The sequence below is a fragment of the Pseudomonas granadensis genome, assembly GCF_900105485.1.
Classification (GTDB): domain Bacteria; phylum Pseudomonadota; class Gammaproteobacteria; order Pseudomonadales; family Pseudomonadaceae; genus Aquipseudomonas; species Aquipseudomonas granadensis.
In genome coordinates this window covers 3,866,100-3,887,944 of sequence record NZ_LT629778.1, presented here as the reverse complement: position 1 = coordinate 3,887,944, position 21,845 = coordinate 3,866,100, and the positions used below count along the sequence as shown (strand labels likewise).

Annotated in this window: 21 protein-coding genes; 18 read left to right on the top strand and 3 right to left on the bottom strand. The window is 59.8% G+C overall.

The genetic code is table 11. The features are described 5' to 3' along the window. The first annotated feature begins 207 nt into the window (after window positions 1–207). From BLU52_RS17125 to BLU52_RS17100, 6 genes are all read left to right on the top strand, one after another. Complete coding sequence (locus BLU52_RS17125) at window positions 208–690, top strand: GNAT family N-acetyltransferase (protein WP_090285151.1); 483 nt, start codon at window positions 208–210, stop codon at window positions 688–690. Window positions 691–844: 154 nt separating this feature from the next. Next, window positions 845–1,834 (top strand): 2-dehydro-3-deoxygalactonokinase, encoded by a 990-nt coding sequence (locus BLU52_RS17120; RefSeq protein WP_090285149.1) that lies wholly within the window; start codon window positions 845–847, stop codon window positions 1,832–1,834. An 18-nt stretch (window positions 1,835–1,852) separates the two neighbouring features. Beyond that, complete coding sequence (locus tag BLU52_RS17115) at window positions 1,853–2,473, top strand: 2-dehydro-3-deoxy-6-phosphogalactonate aldolase (RefSeq protein ID WP_090285147.1); 621 nt, start codon at window positions 1,853–1,855, stop codon at window positions 2,471–2,473. A 62-nt stretch (window positions 2,474–2,535) separates the two neighbouring features. Further along, window positions 2,536–3,684 carry a galactonate dehydratase gene (gene dgoD, locus BLU52_RS17110; RefSeq protein WP_007908327.1) on the top strand — a complete coding sequence of 383 codons (1,149 nt, stop codon included), beginning with the start codon at window positions 2,536–2,538 and terminating at the stop codon, window positions 3,682–3,684. 171 nt (window positions 3,685–3,855) lie between these two features. Continuing rightward, window positions 3,856–5,166, top strand: a complete 1,311-nt coding sequence (locus BLU52_RS17105; RefSeq protein WP_090285145.1) for an MFS transporter — start codon at window positions 3,856–3,858, stop codon at window positions 5,164–5,166. A 61-nt stretch (window positions 5,167–5,227) separates the two neighbouring features. After that, window positions 5,228–6,031 (top strand): IclR family transcriptional regulator, encoded by an 804-nt coding sequence (locus BLU52_RS17100; protein WP_090285143.1) that lies wholly within the window; start codon window positions 5,228–5,230, stop codon window positions 6,029–6,031. Here BLU52_RS17100 and BLU52_RS17095 read toward each other — a convergent pair. Further along, a complete protein-coding gene (locus BLU52_RS17095) occupies window positions 6,028–7,080 on the bottom strand; it encodes an NAD(P)-dependent alcohol dehydrogenase (protein ID WP_090285141.1) in 1,053 nt (350 codons plus the stop codon). The genes BLU52_RS17100 and BLU52_RS17095 overlap by 4 nt on opposite strands. 191 nt (window positions 7,081–7,271) lie before the next feature. On the opposite strand from BLU52_RS17095, the gene BLU52_RS17090 reads away from it, so the two are divergent. Then, window positions 7,272–8,162, top strand: coding sequence for an AraC family transcriptional regulator (locus BLU52_RS17090; RefSeq protein ID WP_090288604.1), 891 nt, complete (start codon window positions 7,272–7,274; stop codon window positions 8,160–8,162). Window positions 8,163–8,342: 180 nt separating this feature from the next. Here the strand turns inward: BLU52_RS17090 and BLU52_RS17085 are convergent, their stop codons facing one another. Beyond that, the gene (locus BLU52_RS17085; RefSeq protein WP_090285139.1) at window positions 8,343–10,007 is read right to left on the bottom strand and encodes an electron transfer flavoprotein-ubiquinone oxidoreductase; all 1,665 of its coding nucleotides are present in this window, start codon (window positions 10,005–10,007) and stop codon (window positions 8,343–8,345) included. A 545-nt stretch (window positions 10,008–10,552) separates the two neighbouring features. Between BLU52_RS17085 and BLU52_RS17080 the strand changes: the two genes are divergently transcribed. The 10 genes from BLU52_RS17080 (at window position 10,553) to BLU52_RS17035 (ending at window position 20,500) form a co-directional block, all read left to right on the top strand. Then, window positions 10,553–11,302 carry an electron transfer flavoprotein subunit beta/FixA family protein gene (locus tag BLU52_RS17080; RefSeq protein WP_090285137.1) on the top strand — a complete coding sequence of 250 codons (750 nt, stop codon included), beginning with the start codon at window positions 10,553–10,555 and terminating at the stop codon, window positions 11,300–11,302. A 2-nt stretch (window positions 11,303–11,304) separates the two neighbouring features. Beyond that, complete coding sequence (locus tag BLU52_RS17075) at window positions 11,305–12,249, top strand: electron transfer flavoprotein subunit alpha/FixB family protein (RefSeq protein ID WP_090285135.1); 945 nt, start codon at window positions 11,305–11,307, stop codon at window positions 12,247–12,249. A 79-nt stretch (window positions 12,250–12,328) separates the two neighbouring features. After that, complete coding sequence (locus tag BLU52_RS17070; protein ID WP_090285133.1) at window positions 12,329–13,150, top strand: substrate-binding periplasmic protein; 822 nt, start codon at window positions 12,329–12,331, stop codon at window positions 13,148–13,150. A 9-nt stretch (window positions 13,151–13,159) separates the two neighbouring features. After that, window positions 13,160–13,516 carry a DUF4398 domain-containing protein gene (locus BLU52_RS17065; RefSeq protein WP_090285131.1) on the top strand — a complete coding sequence of 119 codons (357 nt, stop codon included), beginning with the start codon at window positions 13,160–13,162 and terminating at the stop codon, window positions 13,514–13,516. Next, entirely contained in the window at window positions 13,513–14,325 is an 813-nt protein-coding gene (locus BLU52_RS17060) for an OmpA family protein (RefSeq protein WP_090285129.1), read from the top strand. Before BLU52_RS17065 ends, BLU52_RS17060 begins: the two co-directional genes overlap by 4 nt. 720 nt (window positions 14,326–15,045) lie before the next feature. Continuing rightward, entirely contained in the window at window positions 15,046–16,485 is a 1,440-nt protein-coding gene (locus BLU52_RS17055; protein ID WP_090285127.1) for an aminotransferase-like domain-containing protein, read from the top strand. 77 nt (window positions 16,486–16,562) lie between these two features. Next, complete coding sequence (locus BLU52_RS17050) at window positions 16,563–17,036, top strand: translation initiation factor 2 (protein WP_090285125.1); 474 nt, start codon at window positions 16,563–16,565, stop codon at window positions 17,034–17,036. 163 nt (window positions 17,037–17,199) lie between these two features. Then, on the top strand, window positions 17,200–17,454 hold the full coding sequence (locus BLU52_RS17045; protein ID WP_090285123.1) for a YkgJ family cysteine cluster protein: 255 nt from the start codon (window positions 17,200–17,202) through the stop codon (window positions 17,452–17,454). Window positions 17,455–17,494: 40 nt separating this feature from the next. Then, window positions 17,495–18,100, top strand: coding sequence for an START domain-containing protein (locus BLU52_RS17040; RefSeq protein WP_090285121.1), 606 nt, complete (start codon window positions 17,495–17,497; stop codon window positions 18,098–18,100). 306 nt (window positions 18,101–18,406) lie between these two features. Further along, complete coding sequence (locus BLU52_RS17035; RefSeq protein WP_090285119.1) at window positions 18,407–20,500, top strand: LTA synthase family protein; 2,094 nt, start codon at window positions 18,407–18,409, stop codon at window positions 20,498–20,500. A gap of 69 nt (window positions 20,501–20,569) precedes the next feature. Here BLU52_RS17035 and BLU52_RS17030 read toward each other — a convergent pair whose 3' ends face one another. Continuing rightward, complete coding sequence (locus tag BLU52_RS17030; protein ID WP_172833327.1) at window positions 20,570–20,728, bottom strand: DUF3309 family protein; 159 nt, start codon at window positions 20,726–20,728, stop codon at window positions 20,570–20,572. 299 nt (window positions 20,729–21,027) lie between these two features. Here BLU52_RS17030 and BLU52_RS17025 point away from each other — a divergent pair, with 299 nt between their 5' ends. Further along, window positions 21,028–21,843 carry an SDR family oxidoreductase gene (locus BLU52_RS17025; protein WP_090285117.1) on the top strand — a complete coding sequence of 272 codons (816 nt, stop codon included), beginning with the start codon at window positions 21,028–21,030 and terminating at the stop codon, window positions 21,841–21,843. Window positions 21,844–21,845: the final 2 nt, after the last annotated feature.

Below are 21,845 nucleotides of genomic sequence, written 5' to 3'. Positions count from 1 at the left end.
GTCGCAAAACCTGTGGGAGCGAGCCTGCTCGCGAAGGCATTCTGTCAGTTGACCCAAGGACTGACTGAAAGGACGCCTTCGCGAGCAGGCTCGCTCCCACAGGTGACACAGTGTTCGGCAAATCAGGCAAGTTAACCCGTTTTGCCATGTGACGAGCGCCGCTGCGCGCCTTAGTATGGCGCTTTAATTTGCACACAAGGCCCGTCCATGACGATCGAAATCCGCCCGGCGACCCCCAGCGATGCACCGCAGATCCTCACCTTCATCACCGAACTCGCCGATTTCGAAAAGGCCCGCCACGAAGTCATTGCCAGCGTTGCCGACATCGAACGCAGCCTGTTCGGCGAAGGCGCCACCGCCCACGGCCTGATCTGTCTGCGCGATGGCTTGCCAATCGGTTTCGCGGTGTTCTTCTTCAGCTATTCGACCTGGCTGGGCAGCAACTGCCTGTACCTCGAAGACCTCTACATCACCCCTGAACAACGCGGCGGCGGCGCCGGCAAAACCCTGCTGCGCCACCTCGCCAAAATCGCCTGCGCCAACGACTGCGGCCGCTTCGAATGGAGCGTGCTGGAATGGAATACGCCGGCCATCGAGTTCTACAAATCCCTCGGCGCGCAGCCGCAGGAAGAGTGGGTGCGGTATCGGATGGATGGCAAAGTCCTGCGCGAGTTCGCCGAGGGCCATTGATCCGTTACTGAAGATCGCAACATCGATCAGCGATGTTGCGATTTTTTTTGTTTTCGTCTCACTATATGGGATTGATATTTATATATTGAGATTTCCCCGCGCCCGGGTTTATAGTCCATCGCACTCACTGCCAAAAAACAGAACAGGTGAAGCGATGCAGGCGCAATTGATCGCGCTCGATTGGGGGACGACCTCATTACGTGCTTACAAACTCGCGGCAGACGGTGTGGTGTTGGAACAGCGTGCGCTGTCGTCCGGGATCATGCAGTTGCCCAAGACGCCGCGGATCATCCACGGACGTGAATGTGCCGATGGTTTTGAACTGGCGTTCGATCAGGCCTGTGGCGACTGGCTCGATGCGCAGCCGGATCTGCCGGTGATCGCTTGCGGCATGGTCGGCAGCGCACAGGGCTGGCGCGAAGCGGCCTACTGCGAAACGCCGGCGGACGTCGCCAATCTCGGAAAATCCCTACAAACAGTCGTCAGTCTGCGCGGCACCCCAGTGCATATCGTGCCGGGGGTGATTCAGCGTTCGCGTCTGCCGAATGTGATGCGTGGCGAAGAAACCCAGGTGCTGGGTGTCCTTCAGCAACTGCCGGCCGAGGCGGGCGCTGATCTGCTGATCGGCTTGCCGGGCAGTCATTCCAAGTGGGTCGAAGTGGTCGATGGTTGCATCACGCATTTCGACACGTTCATGACTGGCGAGGTGTTCGCGGTGCTCAGCGAGCACAGCATTCTCGGCCGCACCCAACAACCCAGCGCCACCTTCGAGGCGCAGGCGTTCGACCGCGGCGTGCAGGTCGCGTTGTCGGCGGACGGTGAACTCGGCGTGCTTTCGACGTTGTTCAGCGCACGCACGCTGGGCCTGACCGGTGAACTTGGCCCGACCCTGCAAGCGGATTACCTGTCCGGGCTGATGATCGGCCACGAACTGGCGGCACTGGCCGCGGTGCAGCGCCAACGTCGCAACAATCCCAATCTTCCTTCGATCGTGCTGATCGGCAACGGCCAACTCTGTGCGCGTTACAGCCGCGCGCTGGACGCCTGCGGGTTCGCCCCGGTAACGCTGGCCGAGCAGGCCACCGAGCGTGGCCTGTGGCAACTGGCGCGTGCCGCCGGACTGATCGATTCCTCATCCCGTTAACCTGACTGGAGGCCTGACATGCTCAAGCAAGCACTGGCGCAAAACGGTCTGATCGCAATCCTGCGTGGCTTGCAACCGCAGGACGCCGCGGCTGTGGGAGACGTCCTGTATGCCGCCGGATTTCGCGTCATCGAAGTACCGCTCAATTCCCCTTCGCCGTACGAAAGTATCGCCACCCTGCGCAAGACCTTGCCCGCCGATTGCCTGATCGGAGCTGGCACGGTGTTGACTGCGCAGCAAGTGCAACAAGTGAAGGATGCCGGCGGCCAGGTGATCGTCATGCCGCACAGCGATGCCAAGGTCCTGCGCGCGGCGAAAGCGGCCGGGCTGTACCTGTCGCCGGGTGTCGCCACACCGACCGAAGCCTTCGCGGCGCTGGAGGAGGGCGCGGACATTCTCAAGCTGTTCCCGGCCGAGCAGATGAGCCCGGCGGTCGTCAAAGCCTGGCTCGCGGTATTGCCGGCGGGCACGGTGCTGGCGCCGGTCGGCGGCATCACGCCGGACAACATGCAGGCGTTCCTCGATGCCGGCGTGAAAGGCTTCGGCCTCGGTTCCGGGCTGTTCAAACCGGGCATGACGCCAGAGCAAGTGGCGGTCAATGCCAAGGCCTATGTGGCCGCATGGAAAGCGCTTCGTTAAGACTTTTCCGGCGCTGCGTGCGCTGCATCTAATAAAAGCTGCATTTACAAAAGAGAGCAGAGATGAAAATCACCAAACTCACGACCTTCATCGTCCCGCCGCGCTGGTGCTTCCTCAAGGTCGAAACCGATGAGGGCGTGACCGGTTGGGGCGAACCCGTGGTCGAAGGCCGGGCGCACACGGTTGCCGCTGCCGTAGAAGAATTGTCCGACTACCTGATCGGCAAAGACCCACGCAACATCGAAGACATCTGGACGGTGCTGTATCGCGGTGGCTTCTACCGCGGCGGTGCGATTCACATGAGCGCGCTGGCCGGCATCGACCAGGCACTGTGGGACATCAAGGGCAAAGCCCTCGGCGTGTCGGTCAGCGATCTGCTCGGTGGCCAGGTGCGCGACAAGATTCGTGTGTATTCATGGATCGGTGGCGACCGCCCGGCCGACACGGCGCGTGCGGCGAAAGAGGCGGTGAGCCGTGGTTTCACCGCAGTGAAAATGAACGGCACCGAGGAGCTGCAATTTCTCGACACCTTCGAAAAAGTCGATCTGGCCCTGGCCAACGTCGCCGCCGTGCGTGATGCGGTCGGGCCGAACGTCGGCATTGGCGTCGACTTCCATGGCCGCGTACACAAGCCGATGGCCAAGGTCCTGATGAAGGAACTCGACCCGTACAAACTGATGTTTATCGAAGAGCCGGTGCTCAGCGAAAACTACGAAGCGTTGAAAGAACTGGCGCCGCTGACCAGCACGCCGATCGCCCTCGGCGAGCGGCTGTTTTCGCGCTGGGACTTTAAACGCGTGTTGAGCGAAGGCTACGTCGACATCATCCAGCCGGATGCTTCCCACGCTGGCGGCATCACCGAAACCCGCAAGATCGCCAACATGGCCGAAGCCTACGACGTGGCGCTGGCGCTGCATTGCCCGCTGGGGCCGATTGCGCTGGCGGCGTGTTTGCAACTCGACGCGGCTTGTTACAACGCGTTTATCCAGGAGCAAAGCCTGGGCATCCATTACAACGAGAGCAACGACTTGCTCGACTATGTGAAGGATCCACGCGTGTTCGACTACGACAAAGGCTTCGTGAAGATTCCGAACGGCCCGGGGCTGGGGATCGAGATCAACGAAGAATATGTGATCGAGCGCGCGGCGGTCGGCCACCGCTGGCGCAACCCGATCTGGCGCCATGCCGATGGCAGTTTTGCCGAGTGGTGATTTGTCTCTGACACTCCACGGTCCAAATGTAGGAGTGAGCCTGCTCGCGATTCGGTTTTACATCCGGAATTTCTGTGACTGACAGGACGCTATCGCGAGCAGGCTCACTCCTACAGGGATTTGTGCAAGGCCTCAGGCCGACCTCAATAAACATAAAAAGAGGCTCTCCTCATGCAATCGCACACCCTCACCGGGCAGGCGTCTTTAGTCACGCCCAGCCGCAAGCGATTTTTCATCATGGTGTTGCTGTTCATCACCGTGGTCATCAACTACCTCGACCGCAGCAACCTGTCGATTGCCGCGCCAGCGCTGACCAGCGAACTGGGCATCGATCCGGTGCATGTCGGCCTGATCTTTTCTGCGTTCGGCTGGACTTACGCCGCCATGCAGATCCCTGGCGGCTGGCTGGTCGATCGCGTACCGCCACGGATTCTCTACAGTGTCGCGCTGCTGCTGTGGTCGGTGGCCACGGTGATGCTCGGTTTCGTCAGCAGCTTCATCGCCCTGTTCGTCCTGCGCATGGCGGTTGGCGCGCTGGAAGCGCCGGCGTATCCGATCAACAGCCGCGTGGTCACCACCTGGTTTCCCGAGCGCGAGCGCGCCACGGCGATCGGTTTCTACACGTCCGGGCAGTTCGTCGGTCTGGCCTTTTTGACGCCGGTGCTGGCGTGGCTGCAACACGCGTTCGGCTGGCACATGGTGTTCGTCGCGACCGGTGCGGTCGGCATTCTCTGGGCGCTGATCTGGTACGCGGTCTATCGCGAGCCGCGTGATTTCAAAGGCACCAACGAAGCCGAAATCGAGCTGATCCGTGAGGGCGGCGGGCTGGTCGATATCCAGGCGGAAACGGCCAAAGTCAAAGCAAAATTCAGCTGGACCGATCTGGGCATTGTCCTGAGCAAGCGCAAGTTGTGGGGCATCTACCTCGGCCAGTTCTGCCTGAACTCGACGCTGTGGTTCTTCCTCACCTGGTTCCCGACCTATCTGGTGAAATATCGCGGCATGGATTTCATCAAGTCCGGCCTGTTGGCGTCGCTGCCGTTTCTGGCCGCGTTCGTTGGCGTGCTGTGCTCGGGATTCTTTTCCGACTGGCTGATCCGTCGCGGCTACACCGTCGGCTTCGCGCGCAAGTTACCGATCATCAGCGGGCTGCTGATCTCCACAGCGATCATCGGCGCCAACTTCGTTGAATCGACACCGTTGGTGATTGCCTTCCTCGCACTGGCGTTTTTCGGCAACGGCCTGGCCTCGATCACCTGGTCGCTGGTCTCGACGCTGGCCCCGGCACGCCTGCTCGGGCTGACGGGGGGAGTGTTCAACTTCATCGGCAACCTGTCGGCGATTGCCACGCCGATCGTAATCGGCTTCCTTGCCAGCGGCGATTCGTTCGCTCCGGCGATCACCTACATCGCCGTGCTCGCGCTGGTCGGTGCGTTGTCCTACGTGCTGCTGGTGGGCAAGGTCGAACGTATCGAGTTGTAGTGGTCTGCGTCGGGCGACCATAATGCCGCCCGTTCCCTCGCTCAACGGTAAAAGGCTGGATATGCAGGAAGACGCCCCGGAAAAAACCAAGGACGCCGCGCCCACCGGCACCCAGACGCTGTTGCGCGGCCTCGGTGTGGTGCAAGCGGTGGCCAGTGGCGCCCGCGATCTCAAGGAGATCGCCCGGCTGATCGGCACCACGCGCAGCACGACTCATCGTCTGGCCAGTTGCCTGGTCGACGAGCGCTACCTGCGCGTGGTGCCGCAAATCGGTTATCTGCTCGGGCCGAAGCTGATCGAACTGGGTTTTCAGGCTCGCGAAGAACTGCCACTGGTGACCCTGGCCGGGCCGTATCTGGACGAGTTGTCGTCGCTGACTGGCGACACCGTGCACCTGGGAATTCGCGAAGGCGATGAGGTGCTGTACCTGCTGAAGAATCCGGGGCGCAATGGCCCGGAAATGCGCTCGCGGGTCGGCCATCGCATGCCGCTGGCGCGTACCGGCATCGGCAAGGCGTTGATGCTCGATGATTCGCCGAAAGATTGGCAACGTCTGTACGACATCAGCTTGCCGGCAGGTGGGAAAAGTCAGTTCTGGCCGCAGCATCCCCAGCAGTCGTGGGAACAGCTCGAACAGCGCATGAGCGAGTACGTGGCTGGTGGCTACGCCTTCGATCTGGAAGACAACGAACCGTCGATCCGCTGTGTGGCGGCGCCGATTCGGGATGCGAGCAAGGGCATTGTTGCGGCGATCAGCATCGCCAGCACCGTGCCCTATATGCCGCTGGAGAAAATGGCCGAGCTGATTCCCCTGATCAAGGGGGTCACAGCCCGGCTGTCGGCCGAACTAGGGCTTAAGGTTTAAGCCTTGAGCGTCGCCATGTCGATGACGAATCGGTACTTCACGTCGCCGGCAATCATCCGCGCGTAAGCCTCGTTGATCTGGCGGATGTCGAGCATTTCGATGTCGCAGGTGATGTTGTGTTCGGCGCAGAAATCCAGCACCTCCTGGGTTTCCGCAATGCCACCGATCAACGAGCCGGCCAACATGCGACGCCCCAGCACCAGTTTGGCCGCGTGCACCGGCGGATCAATCGGTTCGATCAGGCCGACCAGAATGTGCACGCCGTCAAAGCGCAGGGTGTCGAGGTACGGGTTGAGATCATGTTGCACCGGAATGGTGTCGAGCAGGAAATCGAAGTAACCGGCCGCGGCTTTCATTTGCTCGGCGTCGGTGGAAACGATCACGTGATCGGCGCCCTGACGACGACCTTCTTCGGCCTTGCTCGCCGAGCGGGTAAACAGCGTCACTTCCGCGCCCATGGCCTTGGCGAACTTGATGCCCATGTGGCCGAGGCCGCCCATGCCGAGAATCCCGACCTTGTCGCCGGCCTTCACGCCGTAGTGCTTGAGTGGCGAGTAAGTGGTGATGCCGGCGCAGAGAATCGGCGCGGCGCTGGCCAAGGCCAGTTTTTCCGGAATGCGCACGACGAAGTGCTCGCTGACCACGATGCTGTCGGAATAACCGCCCATGGTATTGCTGCCATCGACCCGGTCCGGGGTGGCGTAAGTCATGGTTGGGCCTTCGAGGCAATATTGCTCGAGGTTCGACTGGCAGGCTTCGCAGGTGCGGCAAGAGTCGACCATGCAGCCGACGCCGACCAGATCGCCGACTTTGTGCCGGGTGACATTCGCACCGATCGCGGTGACTTTTCCGACGATCTCGTGGCCGGGCATCAACGGGTAAACCGCGATGCCCCATTCGTTGCGTGCCTGGTGAATGTCGGAATGGCAGACGCCGCAGTACAGAATCTCGATGGCAACGTCGTCAGCACGCGGGCTGCGGCGTTCGAATTTCATCGGGGCGAGGGGAGTGGTGGCTGATTGGGCGGCATAACCGATCGCGTTGTACATGGCAAACCTCGCAGAAGCAGGAACAAGTGAGGCGGCGAATTCTGGGCGCCGAATGCTCGTGCGGCCATGACGAATTCTCCGGGTCTCATGCCTAATTCTCCGGCATGCGGGTTTGAGCGATCGCATTGGCAAACGGATCTGCGATGATGCTTTCATCCCTCATTGCGTGTTTTTTTGTGAAGAACGATTCGATGCAATTGACCCGTCATCTTGATGCCAACGCGCGGCTGGTTTCGCTGATCGAACCGCTGGCGCTGCGCGATGGTTACAGCCAGACCGGCTTGCCTGGCGTACAGATATTGCGCGCCAGTTGCGATGTCGCCCGTGGCCCACACATTTATGAGCCGAGCCTGATGATCATCGCCCAGGGCAGCAAACTGGCGTTTCTCGGGCCGCGAACCATGGAATATGGTGCCGGGCATTACCTGATCCAGGCGCTGCCGGTGCCGTTCGAGTGCGAGACGTTCGCCTTGCCGGATGCGCCGCTGCTTGGCGTCTCGGTGGCGATCGATCGGGTGCTGCTCGGCGAGCTGGTGCTGGCGATGGGCCTGGCACCAGGGCGGCACATTCCGGCGCAGACGCCGGAGTCGATGACCTCAGTGGTGCTCGACGATGGCATGCGCGGTTGCGTCGAGCGCTTGCTCAGTTGTTTGCACGATCCGCTGGAGTGCCAGATTCTCGGCCCGGCGCGGGTGCGTGAGTTGCTGTTCGTCGCCTTGCGCGGGCCGCAGGCGGATGTGCTGCGGGCATTGGTCGAACAACAGGGGCAATTTGCGCGAGTGGCGGCGTCGATCAGTCATCTGCATGCGCATTACACCGAGCCGCTGAACGTCGAGACCCTGGCCAGTTGCGCGAACATGAGCGTGTCGACCTTTCATGAGCATTTCAAACGCAGCACGCTGTTGTCGCCGGTGCAGTATCTGAAGCGTTTACGCTTGTTGAAGGCGCAGACGTTACTGGTGGCCGAAGGGCTGGGCGTGGCGCAGGTGGCGCATCGGGTCGGGTATCAGAGCACGTCGCAGTTCAGTCGTGAGTACAAGCGCTATTTCGAGCGTAGTCCGGGGGATGAGCGCGCTGCTTGATCCTGCGCTGTTCCTTGTAGGAGTGAGCCTGCTCGCGATAGCGGTCTGTCAGTCGACATTGTCGGCACAGACATACCGCTATCGCGAGCAGGCTCACTCCTACATTGGGTCGGTGGTTGCATGAATCGCGGGCAACAAAAAGGCCCCCGATTTGGGAGCCTTGTTGTTCAGCGCTTCGACTTACATATTCGGGTAAGTCGGGCCGCCAGCACCTTCCGGCGCGACCCAGGTGATGTTCTGCGCAGGGTCCTTGATGTCACAGGTCTTGCAGTGCACGCAGTTCTGGGCGTTGATCTGGAAGCGCTTCTCGCCGTCTTCCTTGGTCACCACCTCGTACACACCGGCAGGGCAGTAGCGCTGCGCCGGTTCGTCGTAGAGCGGCAGATTTTTGCTGATCGGAATGCTCGGATCAGTCAGCTTCAGGTGGCACGGCTGTTCTTCTTCGTGGTTAGTACCAGAGATGAACACCGAGCTGAGTTTGTCGAAGCTGAGTTTGCCGTCGGGTTTCGGGTAATCGATCTTCTTGCAGTCGGCGGCGAGCTTGAGGCAGGCGTAATCCGGCTTGGTGTCACGCAGGGTGAATGGCAGTTTGCCGCCGAAGATGTTCTGGTCCAGCCAGTTGAACCCACCGCCGATGATCGCGCCGTATTTGTGAATCGCCGCGCCGAAGTTACGGCTGGCGAACAGTTCTTCGTAGAGCCAGCTTTTCTTGAAGGCATCGACGTAAGTGGTCAGCTCTTCGGTGCCGTCCTTTTCCGCAAACAGCGCGTCAGCCACCGCTTCGGCCGCTAGCATGCCGGACTTCATCGCGGTGTGGCTGCCCTTGATCTTGGCAAAGTTGAGAGTGCCGAGATCGCAACCGATCAGCGCGCCGCCCTTGAAGACCATTTTCGGCAGCGAGTTCAGGCCACCCTTGGCGATGGCGCGGGCACCATAGCTGATGCGCTTGCCACCTTCCAGGTACTGCGCCAGCACCGGGTGATGCTTGAGGCGCTGGAACTCGTCGAACGGCGACAGGAACGTGTTGCTGTAAGAAAGATCAACGATCAGACCGACCACCACCTGATTGTTTTCCAGGTGATAGAGGAACGAGCCGCCGGTGTTCTCGGTGCCCATGATGTCCAGCGGCCAGCCGGCGGTGTGCACCACCAGGCCTGGCTGGTGTTTGGCCGGGTCGATTTCCCAGATTTCTTTCAGGCCGATGCCGTAATGCTGAACGTCAGCCTCGCTGTCGAGGTTGTAGCGTTTGATCAGTTGCTTGCCGATGTGGCCACGGCAGCCTTCGGCGAACAGCGTGTATTTGCCACGCAGTTCCATGCCCGGGGTGTACAGGCCTTCTTTCGGCTGGCCTTCGCGGTCGACGCCCAGATCACCGGTGATGATCCCGCGCACCACGCCTTGTTCGTCGATCAGCGCTTCCTGGGCAGCGAAGCCAGGATAGATTTCGACGCCGAGGTTTTCCGCCTGCTGGGCCAGCCAGCGGCACAGGTTGCCGAGGGAAATAATGTAGTTGCCTTCGTTGTGCATGGTCTTGGGCACAAAGAAGTCAGGGATTTTCTGCGCGCTTTCCGCGTTTTTCAGCACGAAAATGTCATCGCGGGCCACCGGCGTGTTCAGCGGGGCGCCAAGTTCTTTCCAGTCCGGGAACAGCTCGTTCAGTGCCCGGGGTTCAAACACCGCACCGGAGAGGATGTGTGCGCCGACTTCGGAGCCTTTTTCGACCACGCAGACGCTGATTTCCTTACCGGCATCAGCGGCCTTCTGCTTCAGACGGCAGGCGGCGGACAGACCCGCGGGGCCGGCACCGACGATGACCACGTCGAATTCCATGTATTCGCGTTCCACAGGCTATCTCCTACTCAAGGCTCAACAGTTTTTTTTCTGATTTGGAGGTTTGATGTCGCATCCCGCCAGCCTTTACGTTAACGTCAAGGGGAATAACGGAAAACCCACCTTTCTCTCTAGGCGGCGCATTATATCTACACCACTCTCAGCGTCCAATACAAACGTTTGTTTGAATTGCCTCCAGCCCAGAGAAATCAAAGAAGCGCGGCTTATGAGTGGTCATTTTGCTGTATTGACCGGAATAGGCGTTCCGGTCAAGATACGGGCGGTTTTGCGTTGGTCGTAAGCAGACTGGCGCTTTCAGGAGCACGTCTAAAGACAGGGCACGGGCAGTAAGGGTGAAGCGCAGCGCAATTTTTCGCGCCGCTCGCACGGTTTGGAAATCCACGACTGGTCGGTCACCGCTGACGAACGGTCAGCGGCATTCACAACTCAGCCAATTGCAGCCACGTCGGCGTTTTTAGAGGTGCCCTTTAGCCTGATGAGCATCAACCGCCAGGTTCGCCTAGGCGACTTTCTTTTCACCGGAGAGTAACGAGGAATCCATGAAGGTTCTTGTAGCTGTCAAACGCGTTGTGGATTACAACGTCAAGGTCCGCGTCAAGGCGGACAATTCCGGCGTCGATCTCGCCAACGTCAAGATGTCGATGAACCCGTTCTGCGAAATCGCAGTGGAAGAAGCCGTACGCCTGAAAGAGAAGGGCGTTGCGACTGAAATCGTCGTCGTCTCCATCGGCCCGACCACCGCTCAGGAACAGCTGCGTACCGCACTGGCTCTGGGTGCCGACCGTGCCATCCTCGTCGAATCCGCTGAAGATCTGACTTCCCTCGCTGTGGCCAAGCTGCTCAAGGCCGTGGTCGACAAGGAACAGCCGCAACTGGTGATCCTCGGCAAACAGGCGATCGACAGCGACAACAACCAGACCGGCCAGATGCTCGCTGCACTGAGCGGCTACGGTCAGGGCACGTTCGCCTCGAAAGTCGAAGTCTCCGGCGACACGGTTGCCGTGACCCGCGAAATCGACGGCGGCGCGCAGACCGTTTCGCTGAAACTGCCGGCCATCGTCACCACTGACCTGCGTTTGAACGAGCCGCGCTACGCGTCCCTGCCAAACATCATGAAAGCCAAGAAGAAGCCTCTCGAGACGCTGACTCCGGACGCTTTGGGCGTTTCCACCGCCTCCACCAACAAGACCCTTAAAGTCGAAGCGCCGGCTGCACGCAGCGCGGGCATCAAGGTCAAGTCGGTGGCTGAACTGGTCGAGAAACTGAAAAACGAAGCGAAGGTAATCTAATCATGACTATCTTGGTAATCGCCGAACACGACAACAAAGTGCTGGCTCCGGCCACGCTGAACACCGTGGCTGCCGCTGCCAAAATCGGCGGCGACATCCACGTACTGGTGGCAGGTCAGGGCGCAGGCCCGGTGGCCGAAGCCGCTGCGAAGATCGCTGGCGTGAGCAAAGTCCTCAACGCTGACAATGCCGCTTACGCGCATCAGCTGCCGGAAAACGTTGCTCCGCTGGTTGCAGCTCTTGCCCATGAAGGCGGGGGCGCTGGTTACAGCCACATCCTGGCTGCCGCCACCTCCAACGGCAAAAACATCCTGCCGCGCGTTGCTGCTGCGCTGGACGTTGACCAGATCTCCGAGATCATCTCGGTCGAAAGCGCTGACACCTTCAAGCGCCCGATCTACGCCGGTAACGCCATCGCTACCGTGCAATCGACCGCCGCGATCAAAGTGATCACCGTGCGTGCCACCGGTTTCGACCCGGTTGCCGCAGAAGGCGGTTCGGCGGCTGTTGAAGCCGTTGGCGCTGCGCACGATGCGGGCATTTCGAGCTTCGTTGGCGAAGAGCTGGCCAAGTCCGATCGTCCAGAGCTGACCGCTGCCAAGATCGTCGTTTCCGGCGGCCGCGGCATGCAGAACGGCGACAACTTCAAACACCTGTACGCTCTGGCCGACAAGCTCGGCGCTGCCGTTGGTGCTTCGCGCGCCGCGGTCGACGCAGGTTTCGTACCTAACGACATGCAGGTCGGTCAGACCGGCAAGATCGTTGCGCCACAGCTGTACATCGCCGTCGGTATCTCCGGCGCGATCCAGCACCTGGCCGGCATGAAAGACTCCAAAGTGATCGTTGCGATCAACAAGGACGAAGAAGCGCCGATCTTCCAGGTGGCCGATTACGGCCTCGTGGCTGACCTGTTCGAAGCGGTACCCGAGCTGGAGAAGCTGGTCTAATCCAGCCGCTTCACTTATAAAGAGCCCGACCGTTTGGTCGGGTTTTTTTTGTCTTGAATTTGAGTGGGGGCGTGTTGCCATGGATCTGCGCTGCGGATGGTTGTTGGGTCTGGCCCTGTTGCCCGTGGTGGCATCAGCGGCGGGCAAGTGCGAACGCCTCGTCGTCACCGGCAGCCCGGATGCGCCACCGTACCTGTGGCAGGACCCGCAAAACCCGAAACGGCTGATCGGTGCCAGTGCCGACCTGTTGCAGCAAGTCGGCAAAGACCTCGGCATCAAAATCGATCTGCTGTATGCCGGCAAACGCGCGCAAGCCCTTGATGAGGTGCGCAGCGGGCGCATGGACCTGCTGGCCGACGCGCCGCTGACCCTCAACGAGCTGGAAACCCTCGATTACGTTCATCCACCGCTGCTGGAAAACGACTATCTGGTCTGGACCCGCAAAGGCTCGACGCTGGTTTACAGCGACGCCAGAGACCTGCACGGGCATGCCGGCGCTCTGTCGGAAAAGTCGCGGATGACCCAGGCATTCGGTATTTTCGCCGAGCAGAATCTGACCCTGACCAAGACGGCCAACCTCACCCAAGCTCTGCAGAAACTGCTTCTGGGGGAAGTGGAATATGTCCTCGCCGGCCGCTACTCGGGCATGGCGGCCGCGCAGGCGCTGGGCATGACCAACGATCTGCTGGCGTTCGAGCAACCCATCGATCGGCCCGGTTTGTTTCTCGCGGTTTCCCATAACTCGGCGTGTAACGATCCGTGGTTGCGCGGACAGCTCGCCAAAAAGATGACAGAATTGCCCGCGTCCGGACTGACGGAAGCTGCACTGCAACGCAATATCGAGCGCTGGAAGGCGCAGCAGCAACAGCCGCCACAACCCGTCAGTGCCCCCAAACAGTAGGGATTCTTAGTGAGTATTCGACCTCTTTTCGCGGCCGTGGCCGTTCTGGCTCTGGCCGGTTGCGCGACCGATCCGGCACCCATCGAACAAATGCGTCTGACCGAGCAGGCCATTACTCAGGCCAAGGCCGTTGGCGCCACGGCCGATGAAGTGCCGGAAATGAAACTGGCAGAAACCAAGTACACACGCGCCAGAGGCAACATGGCTGACCAGTCTTACCGCAACGCGCGGATGCGCGCCGAGCAGGCTGAACTGGACGCCCGGCTGGCCGAAGCCAAGGTGCTGACCCAGAAAAGTGAAGAGCAATTGAATGTACTGAACACCCGCATCACCCGACTGCGCAAGCAACTGGGGAATGCCCAATGAACCTGTCAGCGAAAATCCTCGGCAGCCTGATCCTCGTCAGTTGCGCCAGCCTTTCTGGCTGCGCCGGACAGCACAGTGAAGCGGCGTTGCAGCAGGCTGGCAGCGACTTTCAGAAGGTCAAGGAAGATTCGAACGTATTGCGTATCGCGCCGAAAGATGTGATTCGTGCCGGTGAGTCTTTGGCCCGCGCCGATCGCCTGTCGACCTATTGGGGCAGCGGTTCGGACGTGGTGCATTACGCTTATCTGAGCCAGCGTTACAGCGAAATTGCTCGTGAGCATACCAATCAGGTGCTCAACGAAGAGCGCGCAGCCAAGCTGGAACTGGAGCGCCAACGTCTGCAACTGGCCTTGCGCGAATCGAAGTTGTTGAGTGTGCAGCAGCAGGGCAAGTGGCTTGAGGAGCAGATCGTTGCGTTGGCGACTACGCAGACTGATCGGGGTCTGGTGATGACGCTGGGCGATGTGCTGTTCGATACCGGTGAGGCGGAGCTGAAGAATTCGGCCAATCGCGTGGTGCTGAAGATTGTGCAGTTTCTGCAGTTGAATCCCAAGCGTGTGGTGCGGATCGAGGGTTATACCGACAGTACCGGGGGCAAGCAGGAGAATCTCAAGTTGTCGCGTGACCGGGCGCAGTCGGTGGCGGATGTGTTGATTGACCTGGGCATTGATGACAAGCGGATTCAGGTTGAGGGGTATGGGGATGAGTACCCTGTAGACGCCAACGCTTCCGAGCGTGGGCGGGCGCAGAATCGTCGGGTTGAGATTGTTTTTTCTGATGAAAAGGGGCAACTCGGGGCGGCTCGTTAGGTTGGCCTTGGCGGCCTCTGGGCCGACCAGGCTCTTGGGTTTTTGGGTGAATATCCGTTTTTTTGGGTGATGCTGATGGCGGTTTCGCCCTTACGGCGAGTCACCTTTTCCAGACGCCGAAAAGGTAACCGAAAAGGCTTGCTCCTGCGTTCGGCCCTCGCAGGCTCGGGTCCCTTCGCTCCGGGATCGATCCGGGCGCAGCGGCTACGGTTTGCTTCGCTGCACCTACGTCCGCTGTGTCTGGCTGCGCCAGACGGTCGCTGCGCTCCCACGCCCGGATCAATCCCTGCACTCAGCCTTCCGATGTCGCTGGTTAGGCAAGATCAAGAGCACTCGAGCTGGCGCTCATTGTAATGAGTGGTTAGAAGCGGGGGGTTGGCTTGGGGTTTGTGGTGGATTCGCCCCTCACCCCAGCCCTCTCCCCCAGGAGAGGGAGCCGATTTCGGTTGGTTTAAAAGTTTGAGTACGACTCGGTATTCCATGTCGGCGTAACTCTCGCATGCACCTCGGTCAGTCCCCTCTCCCTCTGGGAGAGGGCTAGGGTGAGGGGCTTTTGATCTTGAGCCACATTCCTCGACCACTTCTCAAAAAAACAGCACAGTCCCGCAGACACCGCACTGTATCGTCGACTAAAGTGACAACTGTCCCAGTACACTTCTAAACTGTTCCGGTATTGTTTCGCACAAGAATAAAATCGCCCGTGAAATCGAGTGCTGCGTCATGACCAATCTCTTGCTCTACCAACGTATTGCTCAGCAGCTGGCCGAGGATATTCGGCGTGGCGTTTATCAGCCGGGGGAGCGGGTGCCTTCGGTGCGCAAGATGAGTTCGCAGCTCAATGTCAGCCATGCAACGGTGTTGCAGGCTTACGCCAATCTTGAGGATCAGGGCTTGATTCGGGCGCGGCCGCAGTCGGGTTATTACGTGCACCAGACGCCGGCGCTGACGGCGCCGACGCCGGACATTGCGCGGGTTGAGCGGCCGGGGCTGGTGACGCGCAGCAGTATCATTCAGCAGGTGTTGGTCGAGTCGCGTCGTGAAGGGGTGTTTCCGCTGGGTGCGGCGGTGCCGAGTGTCGATTACTTGCCGGTGCGTGCGTTGCACCAGCAATTGGCCAAGGTCACGCGTTTCCATAGTCCGCGCGCTTTCAGTTACATGTTCAGCCCCGGTTTTGAACCGCTGCGCCGGCAGGTGGCGATACGCATGCGCGATGCCGGTGTGGTGGTCGATCCGTCTGAGGTGGTGATCACCCACGGTTGTGTCGATGCCCTGCAAATGTCCTTGCGGGTGCTGACCCGGCCGGGGGATCTGATCGCTGCTGAGTCCCCGACGTATTACGGTCTGCTGCAACTGGCCGATCTGCTCGGTCTCAAAGTCATCGAAATCCCCAGCGATCCCGCCACCGGCATGAGCCTGGAAGCGTTGCAACTGGCGGCCAACCAATGGTCGATCAAGGCATTGGTGCTGACCACTCGCCTGAGCAATCCGCTGGGCGGCACCATGCCCGAAGAGCGGCAGAAACAACTGCTGCGGCTGGCCTCGGATTTCGATATCCAGATTGTCGAGGACGATATCTACGGCGAGCTGATGTTCGAGCAGGGCAAGACCAAAGCGCTCAAGGCCTATGACCGCCTCGATCGGGTGATTTACTGTTCGAGCTTTTCCAAGACCCTGTCGCCGGGTGTGCGCATCGGCTGGATGATCGCTGGCAAGTATCAGCAGGAAATCCAGCGTTTGCAGACCTTCAGCACGCATTCGGCCTGCAGTGTCACGCAGATGGCGATTGCCGCTTATCTGGAAAACGGCGGCTATGACCGGCATTTACGGTACATCCGCCAGGAATACCGGAAAAACCTCAGCGCCTTCCAGTTGGCGGTGCAGCAGCACTTCCCCGAAGGCACGCAAATGACCCGGCCCACGGGCGGTTTCATCCTTTGGGTGAGTTTGCCGGGGCGGGTCAACACGCAAGAATTGCATGTGCGTGCGTTGCAGCAGGGCATCAGTATTGCGCCGGGGCTGATCTTCAGTAACACCGAGCAGTTCAACCACTGTATCCGCCTCAATTGCGGGATTCCGTGGAACCGCGAGGCGGAACGGGCGTTGATGACGCTGGGGTTGCTGGCGACGCAACTGTGTCAGGAAACCGCTGGCGGATTCTGAACGAGCGGCAGGTCAGGCTTGTCTTGTCGCGCACAACGAGCGAGCATGTGGCCCTCTGCCGTTAGTTCGTTGGGTCCATGAAAGCGATTGTTCCTGCCGCGTGGGTTTTGCTGGGTTTGTTGATGATCGGTCAGGTGCCGAGTGTCATGGCGGCTGCCACCCAGGAAAAACCGGCCGCGACCAGTACGAGCAAGAAAACCGCGAAAACCGCGGCACCCGCCAAAAAAGCCCAGTCGAAAAAAGCCGCCACGGTGAAGAAGCGCCGCCCGGTAGCCTCGAAATCGAAACCCGCCAGCGAAGTCGCGAAAACCCGATTACCGTCGGCGAAGCTCGACCTCAGCCTCCCCAGGGATATGGTTGAAGAGTTGAAGCCCAAAGGCACGGTGGAACTGCCCAAGCGCGAGGCGATTCTGCCGCAGATGTTTGGCGAAAAAGACAGCGGCTTCCAGCTCAACGGGCGTCTGCTCAGCAACGAAATGCAGCTGCAACTGCGCAATGACGAACGCCGTGAAGTCGAAGGCGCGGCGCTGGACTTTGAATTCAAACAGTAAATGACGCTTGGCTGTGACCCGCAGAACAGACGCTTGGTCGGAGACTGGTCAGTCACTTCCACTTATCGCTGAAAACCCGCCGCAGACAATTTGAAACAGCCGTTTTAGCGGTTACTCTGTTTCCCGTCTCTTTACACATCGCCCGTTGCGAGGATTGTTCGTCATGAAATGCCGTGAAGGCTGTGGGGCTTGCTGCATTGCCCCGTCCATCAGTTCGCCGATTCCCGGCATGCCCGATGGCAAACCTGCCGGCGAACGTTGCGTGCAGCTGTCGGTCGATAACCTGTGCAGCATTTTCGGCCGCCCGGAGCGTCCGCCAGTCTGCGCAGGCTTCGCTGCCGACGTTGAAGTCTGTGGCAGCAGCGCCGAAGAAGCGATCAGGCTGATCGGTTGGTGGGAGGCCATGACCGCGGCGTGATGTGTCAAGGCAACGGAACTTCAACAATAAGGAAAAGACTATGGGTTCGCTGCATCGTATTGCTCTCTTGTGTGGTTTGACCGCTGTGCTGGCCACCTCGGTTGCTCAGGCTGAAGACTGGAAGGTCGCCAAGAACGAGGACGGCATCAAGGTCTCGCTGAGCGAGATACCCGGCTCGGACTACAAGTCCTACCAGGGCGTCGCGCTGATGAACACCACCATCGCCAAATTGCGCGCGCTGCAGGAAGACGTCGCCGGTGCCTGCGCCTGGATTCACGAATGCAAAAGCCAGAAACTGCTCAAGCACGAGGGCGACCAGAGCTGGACCTACACCCAGTTCAACACGCCGTGGCCGGTCACTCCTCGTGATTCGGTGTTGCGCATCACCACCGTCGAAGGCGCCGATGGCAGCCTGACCCGCAATCTCGAAGGTGTGCCGACTTATCTGCCGGAAGAAAAAGGCTTCGTCCGGGTTCAGCAAGTCAAGGGCTTCTGGAAGTTCGTGCCCAAAGGCGATCAGGTCGAAGTGACTTATCAAGTGCACACCGAACCAGGCGGCAGCGTGCCGGCCATGGTTGCCAACAAGTTCGTGGTCGATGCGCCATTCAATACGCTCAAAGCCTTGAAGCAACGCGCCGAGAAATAATCCGCGCACTTTGAAATAAACGCCCCGATTGATTCGGGGCGTTTCGTTTCCGGCTTTATTGTGTTTCCAGATATGCGTTGGACGAAATTTTCACAAAGTCTTCCCGACAATTCGCCCGCGCTGTTGCCTCGCTGTCAGGGCTCTAAATGAAAGCACTGGCGGCGCAGCAGTAATCAATGGCAATGGTGCGGGTGATCGTGCAACATTTGCGCACCGCGCACGCCCCGGGGTCTGGAATGACCAATAGAGGGCACGGCGCCGCTTTATTCTTTGCAACTTCAACTTTCCAATGGGTCCTAAAACGACATGGCAAACCCGGACGCCCTGAATCAGCAGCGATCTTCCAGTCGCCTGCTGCAACCGACCGTCAAATCGCATCTGGCCTACACGCTGCTTTGTGCGCTGGTCATGATGGTGATGTTTTCCGTGCTGCGCCTCGCGCTGCTGGTCTACAACCGCGAGATGATCCTCGACACCCCAGCCTCGACCTTCATTGAAGCGTTCGTCAATGGCCTGCGCTTCGATCTGCGCCTGGTGGTCTACCTGTGCATTCCGCTGGTGCTGGCACTGTTCAGCGCTCGGGCCATGGCCGCGCGCGGTTTCTTCCGCCTGTGGCTGACCATCGCGTCGAGCATTGCGCTGTTCCTCGGCCTGATGGAGATGGACTTCTACCGTGAGTTTCACCAGCGCCTTAACGGTCTGGTGTTCCAGTACGTGAAAGAAGACCCGAAAACCGTGATGAGCATGCTCTGGTACGGTTTCCCGGTGGTTCGCTACCTGCTGGCGTGGGTCATCGGCACAGTCATTCTGACCCTGGCGTTCAAGGGCGCCGACCGCGCCACCCGCCCGCGCGGGCCGTTCAGTGGCGGCAGTGTCAGCTCGCGTCAGGTCGCGCCGTGGTACACCCGTCTGGCGGTGTTCGTGGTCTGCCTGCTGATCTGCGTAGTCGCCGCTCGTGGCACCTTGCGTCAGGGCCCGCCAATGCGTTGGGGCGATGTGTACACCACCGATTCCAACTTCGCCAACCAGCTCGGCCTCAACGGCACGCTGTCGTTGATCGCTGCCGCCAAGGCGCGCATGGGCGAAGACCGCGACAACATCTGGAAAGCCACTCTGCCGCAGGAACAGGCGCAAAAAGTGGTGCGCGACATGTTGCTGATGCCGGACGACAAACTGGTCGACGCCGACATCGCTGCGGTACGCCGTGACTACATGCCACCGGCCGACAAGACCCTGCCGATCAAGAACGTCGTCGTGATCCTGATGGAAAGCATGGCCGGTCACTCGGTCGGTGCGCTGGGCGCGCCGGGCAATATCACGCCTTACCTGGACAAGCTGTCGAAGGAAGGCCTGCTGTTCGACCGCTTCTTCTCCAACGGCACGCACACCCACCAGGGCATGTTCGCCACCATGGCCTGCTTCCCCAACCTGCCAGGTTTCGAATACCTGATGCAGACCCCGGAAGGCAGCCACAAGCTGTCCGGCCTGCCGCAGTTGCTCAGTGCGCGTGACTACGACGACGTGTACGTCTACAACGGCGATTTTGCCTGGGACAACCAGTCGGGCTTCTTCAGCAACCAGGGCATGACCAACTTCGTCGGCCGCAACGACTTCGTCAATCCGGTGTTCTCCGATCCGACGTGGGGCGTGTCCGACCAGGACATGTTCGACCGTGGTCTGCAGGAGCTGAAGGCGCGGGAAAACGGCAAGCCGTTCTACGCGCTGCTGCAAACCCTGTCCAACCACACGCCATACGCCTTGCCGACGCCATTGCCGGTCGAGCGCGTGACTGACCGTGGCAGCCTCAACGAACACCTGACTGCCATGCGCTACTCCGACTGGGCGCTGGGCCAGTTCTTCGAGAAGGCGCGCAAGGAGAAGTACTTCAACGAAACCCTGTTCGTCATCGTCGGCGACCACGGCTTCGGCAACGAGCGTCAGATCACCGAAATGGACCTGGGCCGCTTCAACGTGCCAATGCTGATGATCGCCCCGGGCATCCAGCAGAAGTTCGGTACGCGTGACCATACGGTGGGCACCCAGATCGACATCGTGCCGACCATCATGGGGCGTCTCGGTGGCGAAGTGCGGCACCAGTGCTGGGGCCGCGACCTGCTCAACCTGCCGCAGGGCGATACCGGTTTCGGTGTGATCAAGCCATCGGGCAGCGAGCAGACCACGGCGATTGTCACCGCCGACCAGATTCTGGTGTTGCCGCGCGACAAGGACATGGGGCCGAAAATCTGGCAATACCAACTCGGTGCCAATCCGCATGCCGAAGTAGTGCCGAATGCACCGCGTACCGCCGAACTGAAACTCAAGCTGGAAGCGTTCCTGCAAACCGCGACCAAGAGCCTGCTGGATAACACCGCCGGTGTGATTCACGGCAAGCCGGACTGATTGCTGTTAAAAAACGCGCAATAAAAAAGAGGCCCTGAACAGGGCCTCTTTTTTTTCAGCTTTAAATCGTCATATCTTGCCGAGTAACAACAACACCAACAGCACGACCAGTACGACACCGATGATGCCCGACGGACCATAACCCCAACTTCTGGAGTGCGGGAAGACCGGCAGACCACCGATCAGCAACAGGATCAGGATGATGATAAGAATTGTGCCCATGTCGATTTCCTTGTTGGTAATGTCGAGAAGTCTTGATGTTCAAGGGCGACTGGATACCAAGTAATTCCAGCCGGCTTACAAGTTCCGACTTGTGCCAAGTGGAAAAAATTCCATGTTTTTTTAATGTATTTGGATTGCAGGCTTATTTCGTTTTTTCGCCCGGCTAGTTCAGAACTTACTCGCCCTCATTGAATCCAACGCGCCCCGGTTTGCACTCACCATTCAGCAATCTGATGGAGCGTGGGTGGTGGCCGAACGTTCGCTACACTCGGCGCATCTTTCCCGGAACAACAAGGCTGTCTGCTATGCAAAATCGCATGATGATCACTGGCGCGGGCTCCGGTCTGGGCCGCGAAATCGCGCTGCGCTGGGCGCGTGAGGGCTGGCAACTGGCGCTGTCCGACGTCAGCGAACCGGGCCTGCAGGAAACCCTCAAACTAGTCCGCGAGGCCGGCGGCGACGGTTTTGTGCAGCGCTGCGATGTGCGCGATTACAGCCAGCTCACAGCGTTCGCCCAAGCGTGTGAAGAGAAACTCGGCGGCATCGACATCATCGTCAATAATGCCGGCGTGGCCTCGGGCGGTTTCTTTAGCGAGTTGTCGCTGGAAGACTGGGACTGGCAGATCGCAATCAATCTGATGGGCGTGGTCAAGGGCTGCAAGGCGTTCCTGCCGCTGCTCGAGCAGAGCAAAGGCAAGATCATCAACATCGCCTCTATGGCGGCGCTGATGCAGGGGCCGGCGATGAGCAACTACAACGTGGCCAAGGCCGGTGTGGTGGCGCTTTCGGAAAGTCTGTTGATTGAGCTGGCGCAACAGGAAGTCGGTGTGCACGTGGTTTGTCCGTCGTTCTTTCAGACCAACCTGCTCGATTCGTTCCGCGGGCCGACTCCGGCGATGAAGGCCCAGGTGGGCAAGTTGTTGGAAAGTTCGCCGATCACCGCCGCGGATATCGCCGACTACATCTACCGGCAAGTGGCCGCCGGTGAATTCATGATCCTGCCCCACGAACAAGGGCGCATGGCCTGGGCGATCAAGCAGAAGAACCCGCAGTTGCTCTATAACGAGATGACCAGCATGGCCGAAAAAATGCGCGCCAAGGCCAAACAGAACAACGGCTGAAC

Coding starts and splice junctions, on each gene's coding strand:
- BLU52_RS17125 (WP_090285151.1), top strand. CDS start 208: ATGACGATCGAAATCCGCCCGGCGACCCCCAGCGATGCACCGCAGATC.
- BLU52_RS17120 (WP_090285149.1), top strand. CDS start 845: ATGCAGGCGCAATTGATCGCGCTCGATTGGGGGACGACCTCATTACGT.
- BLU52_RS17115 (WP_090285147.1), top strand. CDS start 1,853: ATGCTCAAGCAAGCACTGGCGCAAAACGGTCTGATCGCAATCCTGCGT.
- dgoD (WP_007908327.1), top strand. CDS start 2,536: ATGAAAATCACCAAACTCACGACCTTCATCGTCCCGCCGCGCTGGTGC.
- BLU52_RS17105 (WP_090285145.1), top strand. CDS start 3,856: ATGCAATCGCACACCCTCACCGGGCAGGCGTCTTTAGTCACGCCCAGC.
- BLU52_RS17100 (WP_090285143.1), top strand. CDS start 5,228: ATGCAGGAAGACGCCCCGGAAAAAACCAAGGACGCCGCGCCCACCGGC.
- BLU52_RS17095 (WP_090285141.1), bottom strand. CDS start 7,080: ATGTACAACGCGATCGGTTATGCCGCCCAATCAGCCACCACTCCCCTC.
- BLU52_RS17090 (WP_090288604.1), top strand. CDS start 7,272: ATGCAATTGACCCGTCATCTTGATGCCAACGCGCGGCTGGTTTCGCTG.
- BLU52_RS17080 (WP_090285137.1), top strand. CDS start 10,553: ATGAAGGTTCTTGTAGCTGTCAAACGCGTTGTGGATTACAACGTCAAG.
- BLU52_RS17075 (WP_090285135.1), top strand. CDS start 11,305: ATGACTATCTTGGTAATCGCCGAACACGACAACAAAGTGCTGGCTCCG.
- BLU52_RS17070 (WP_090285133.1), top strand. CDS start 12,329: ATGGATCTGCGCTGCGGATGGTTGTTGGGTCTGGCCCTGTTGCCCGTG.
- BLU52_RS17060 (WP_090285129.1), top strand. CDS start 13,513: ATGAACCTGTCAGCGAAAATCCTCGGCAGCCTGATCCTCGTCAGTTGC.
- BLU52_RS17055 (WP_090285127.1), top strand. CDS start 15,046: ATGACCAATCTCTTGCTCTACCAACGTATTGCTCAGCAGCTGGCCGAG.
- BLU52_RS17050 (WP_090285125.1), top strand. CDS start 16,563: ATGAAAGCGATTGTTCCTGCCGCGTGGGTTTTGCTGGGTTTGTTGATG.
- BLU52_RS17045 (WP_090285123.1), top strand. CDS start 17,200: ATGAAATGCCGTGAAGGCTGTGGGGCTTGCTGCATTGCCCCGTCCATC.
- BLU52_RS17040 (WP_090285121.1), top strand. CDS start 17,495: ATGGGTTCGCTGCATCGTATTGCTCTCTTGTGTGGTTTGACCGCTGTG.
- BLU52_RS17035 (WP_090285119.1), top strand. CDS start 18,407: ATGGCAAACCCGGACGCCCTGAATCAGCAGCGATCTTCCAGTCGCCTG.
- BLU52_RS17025 (WP_090285117.1), top strand. CDS start 21,028: ATGCAAAATCGCATGATGATCACTGGCGCGGGCTCCGGTCTGGGCCGC.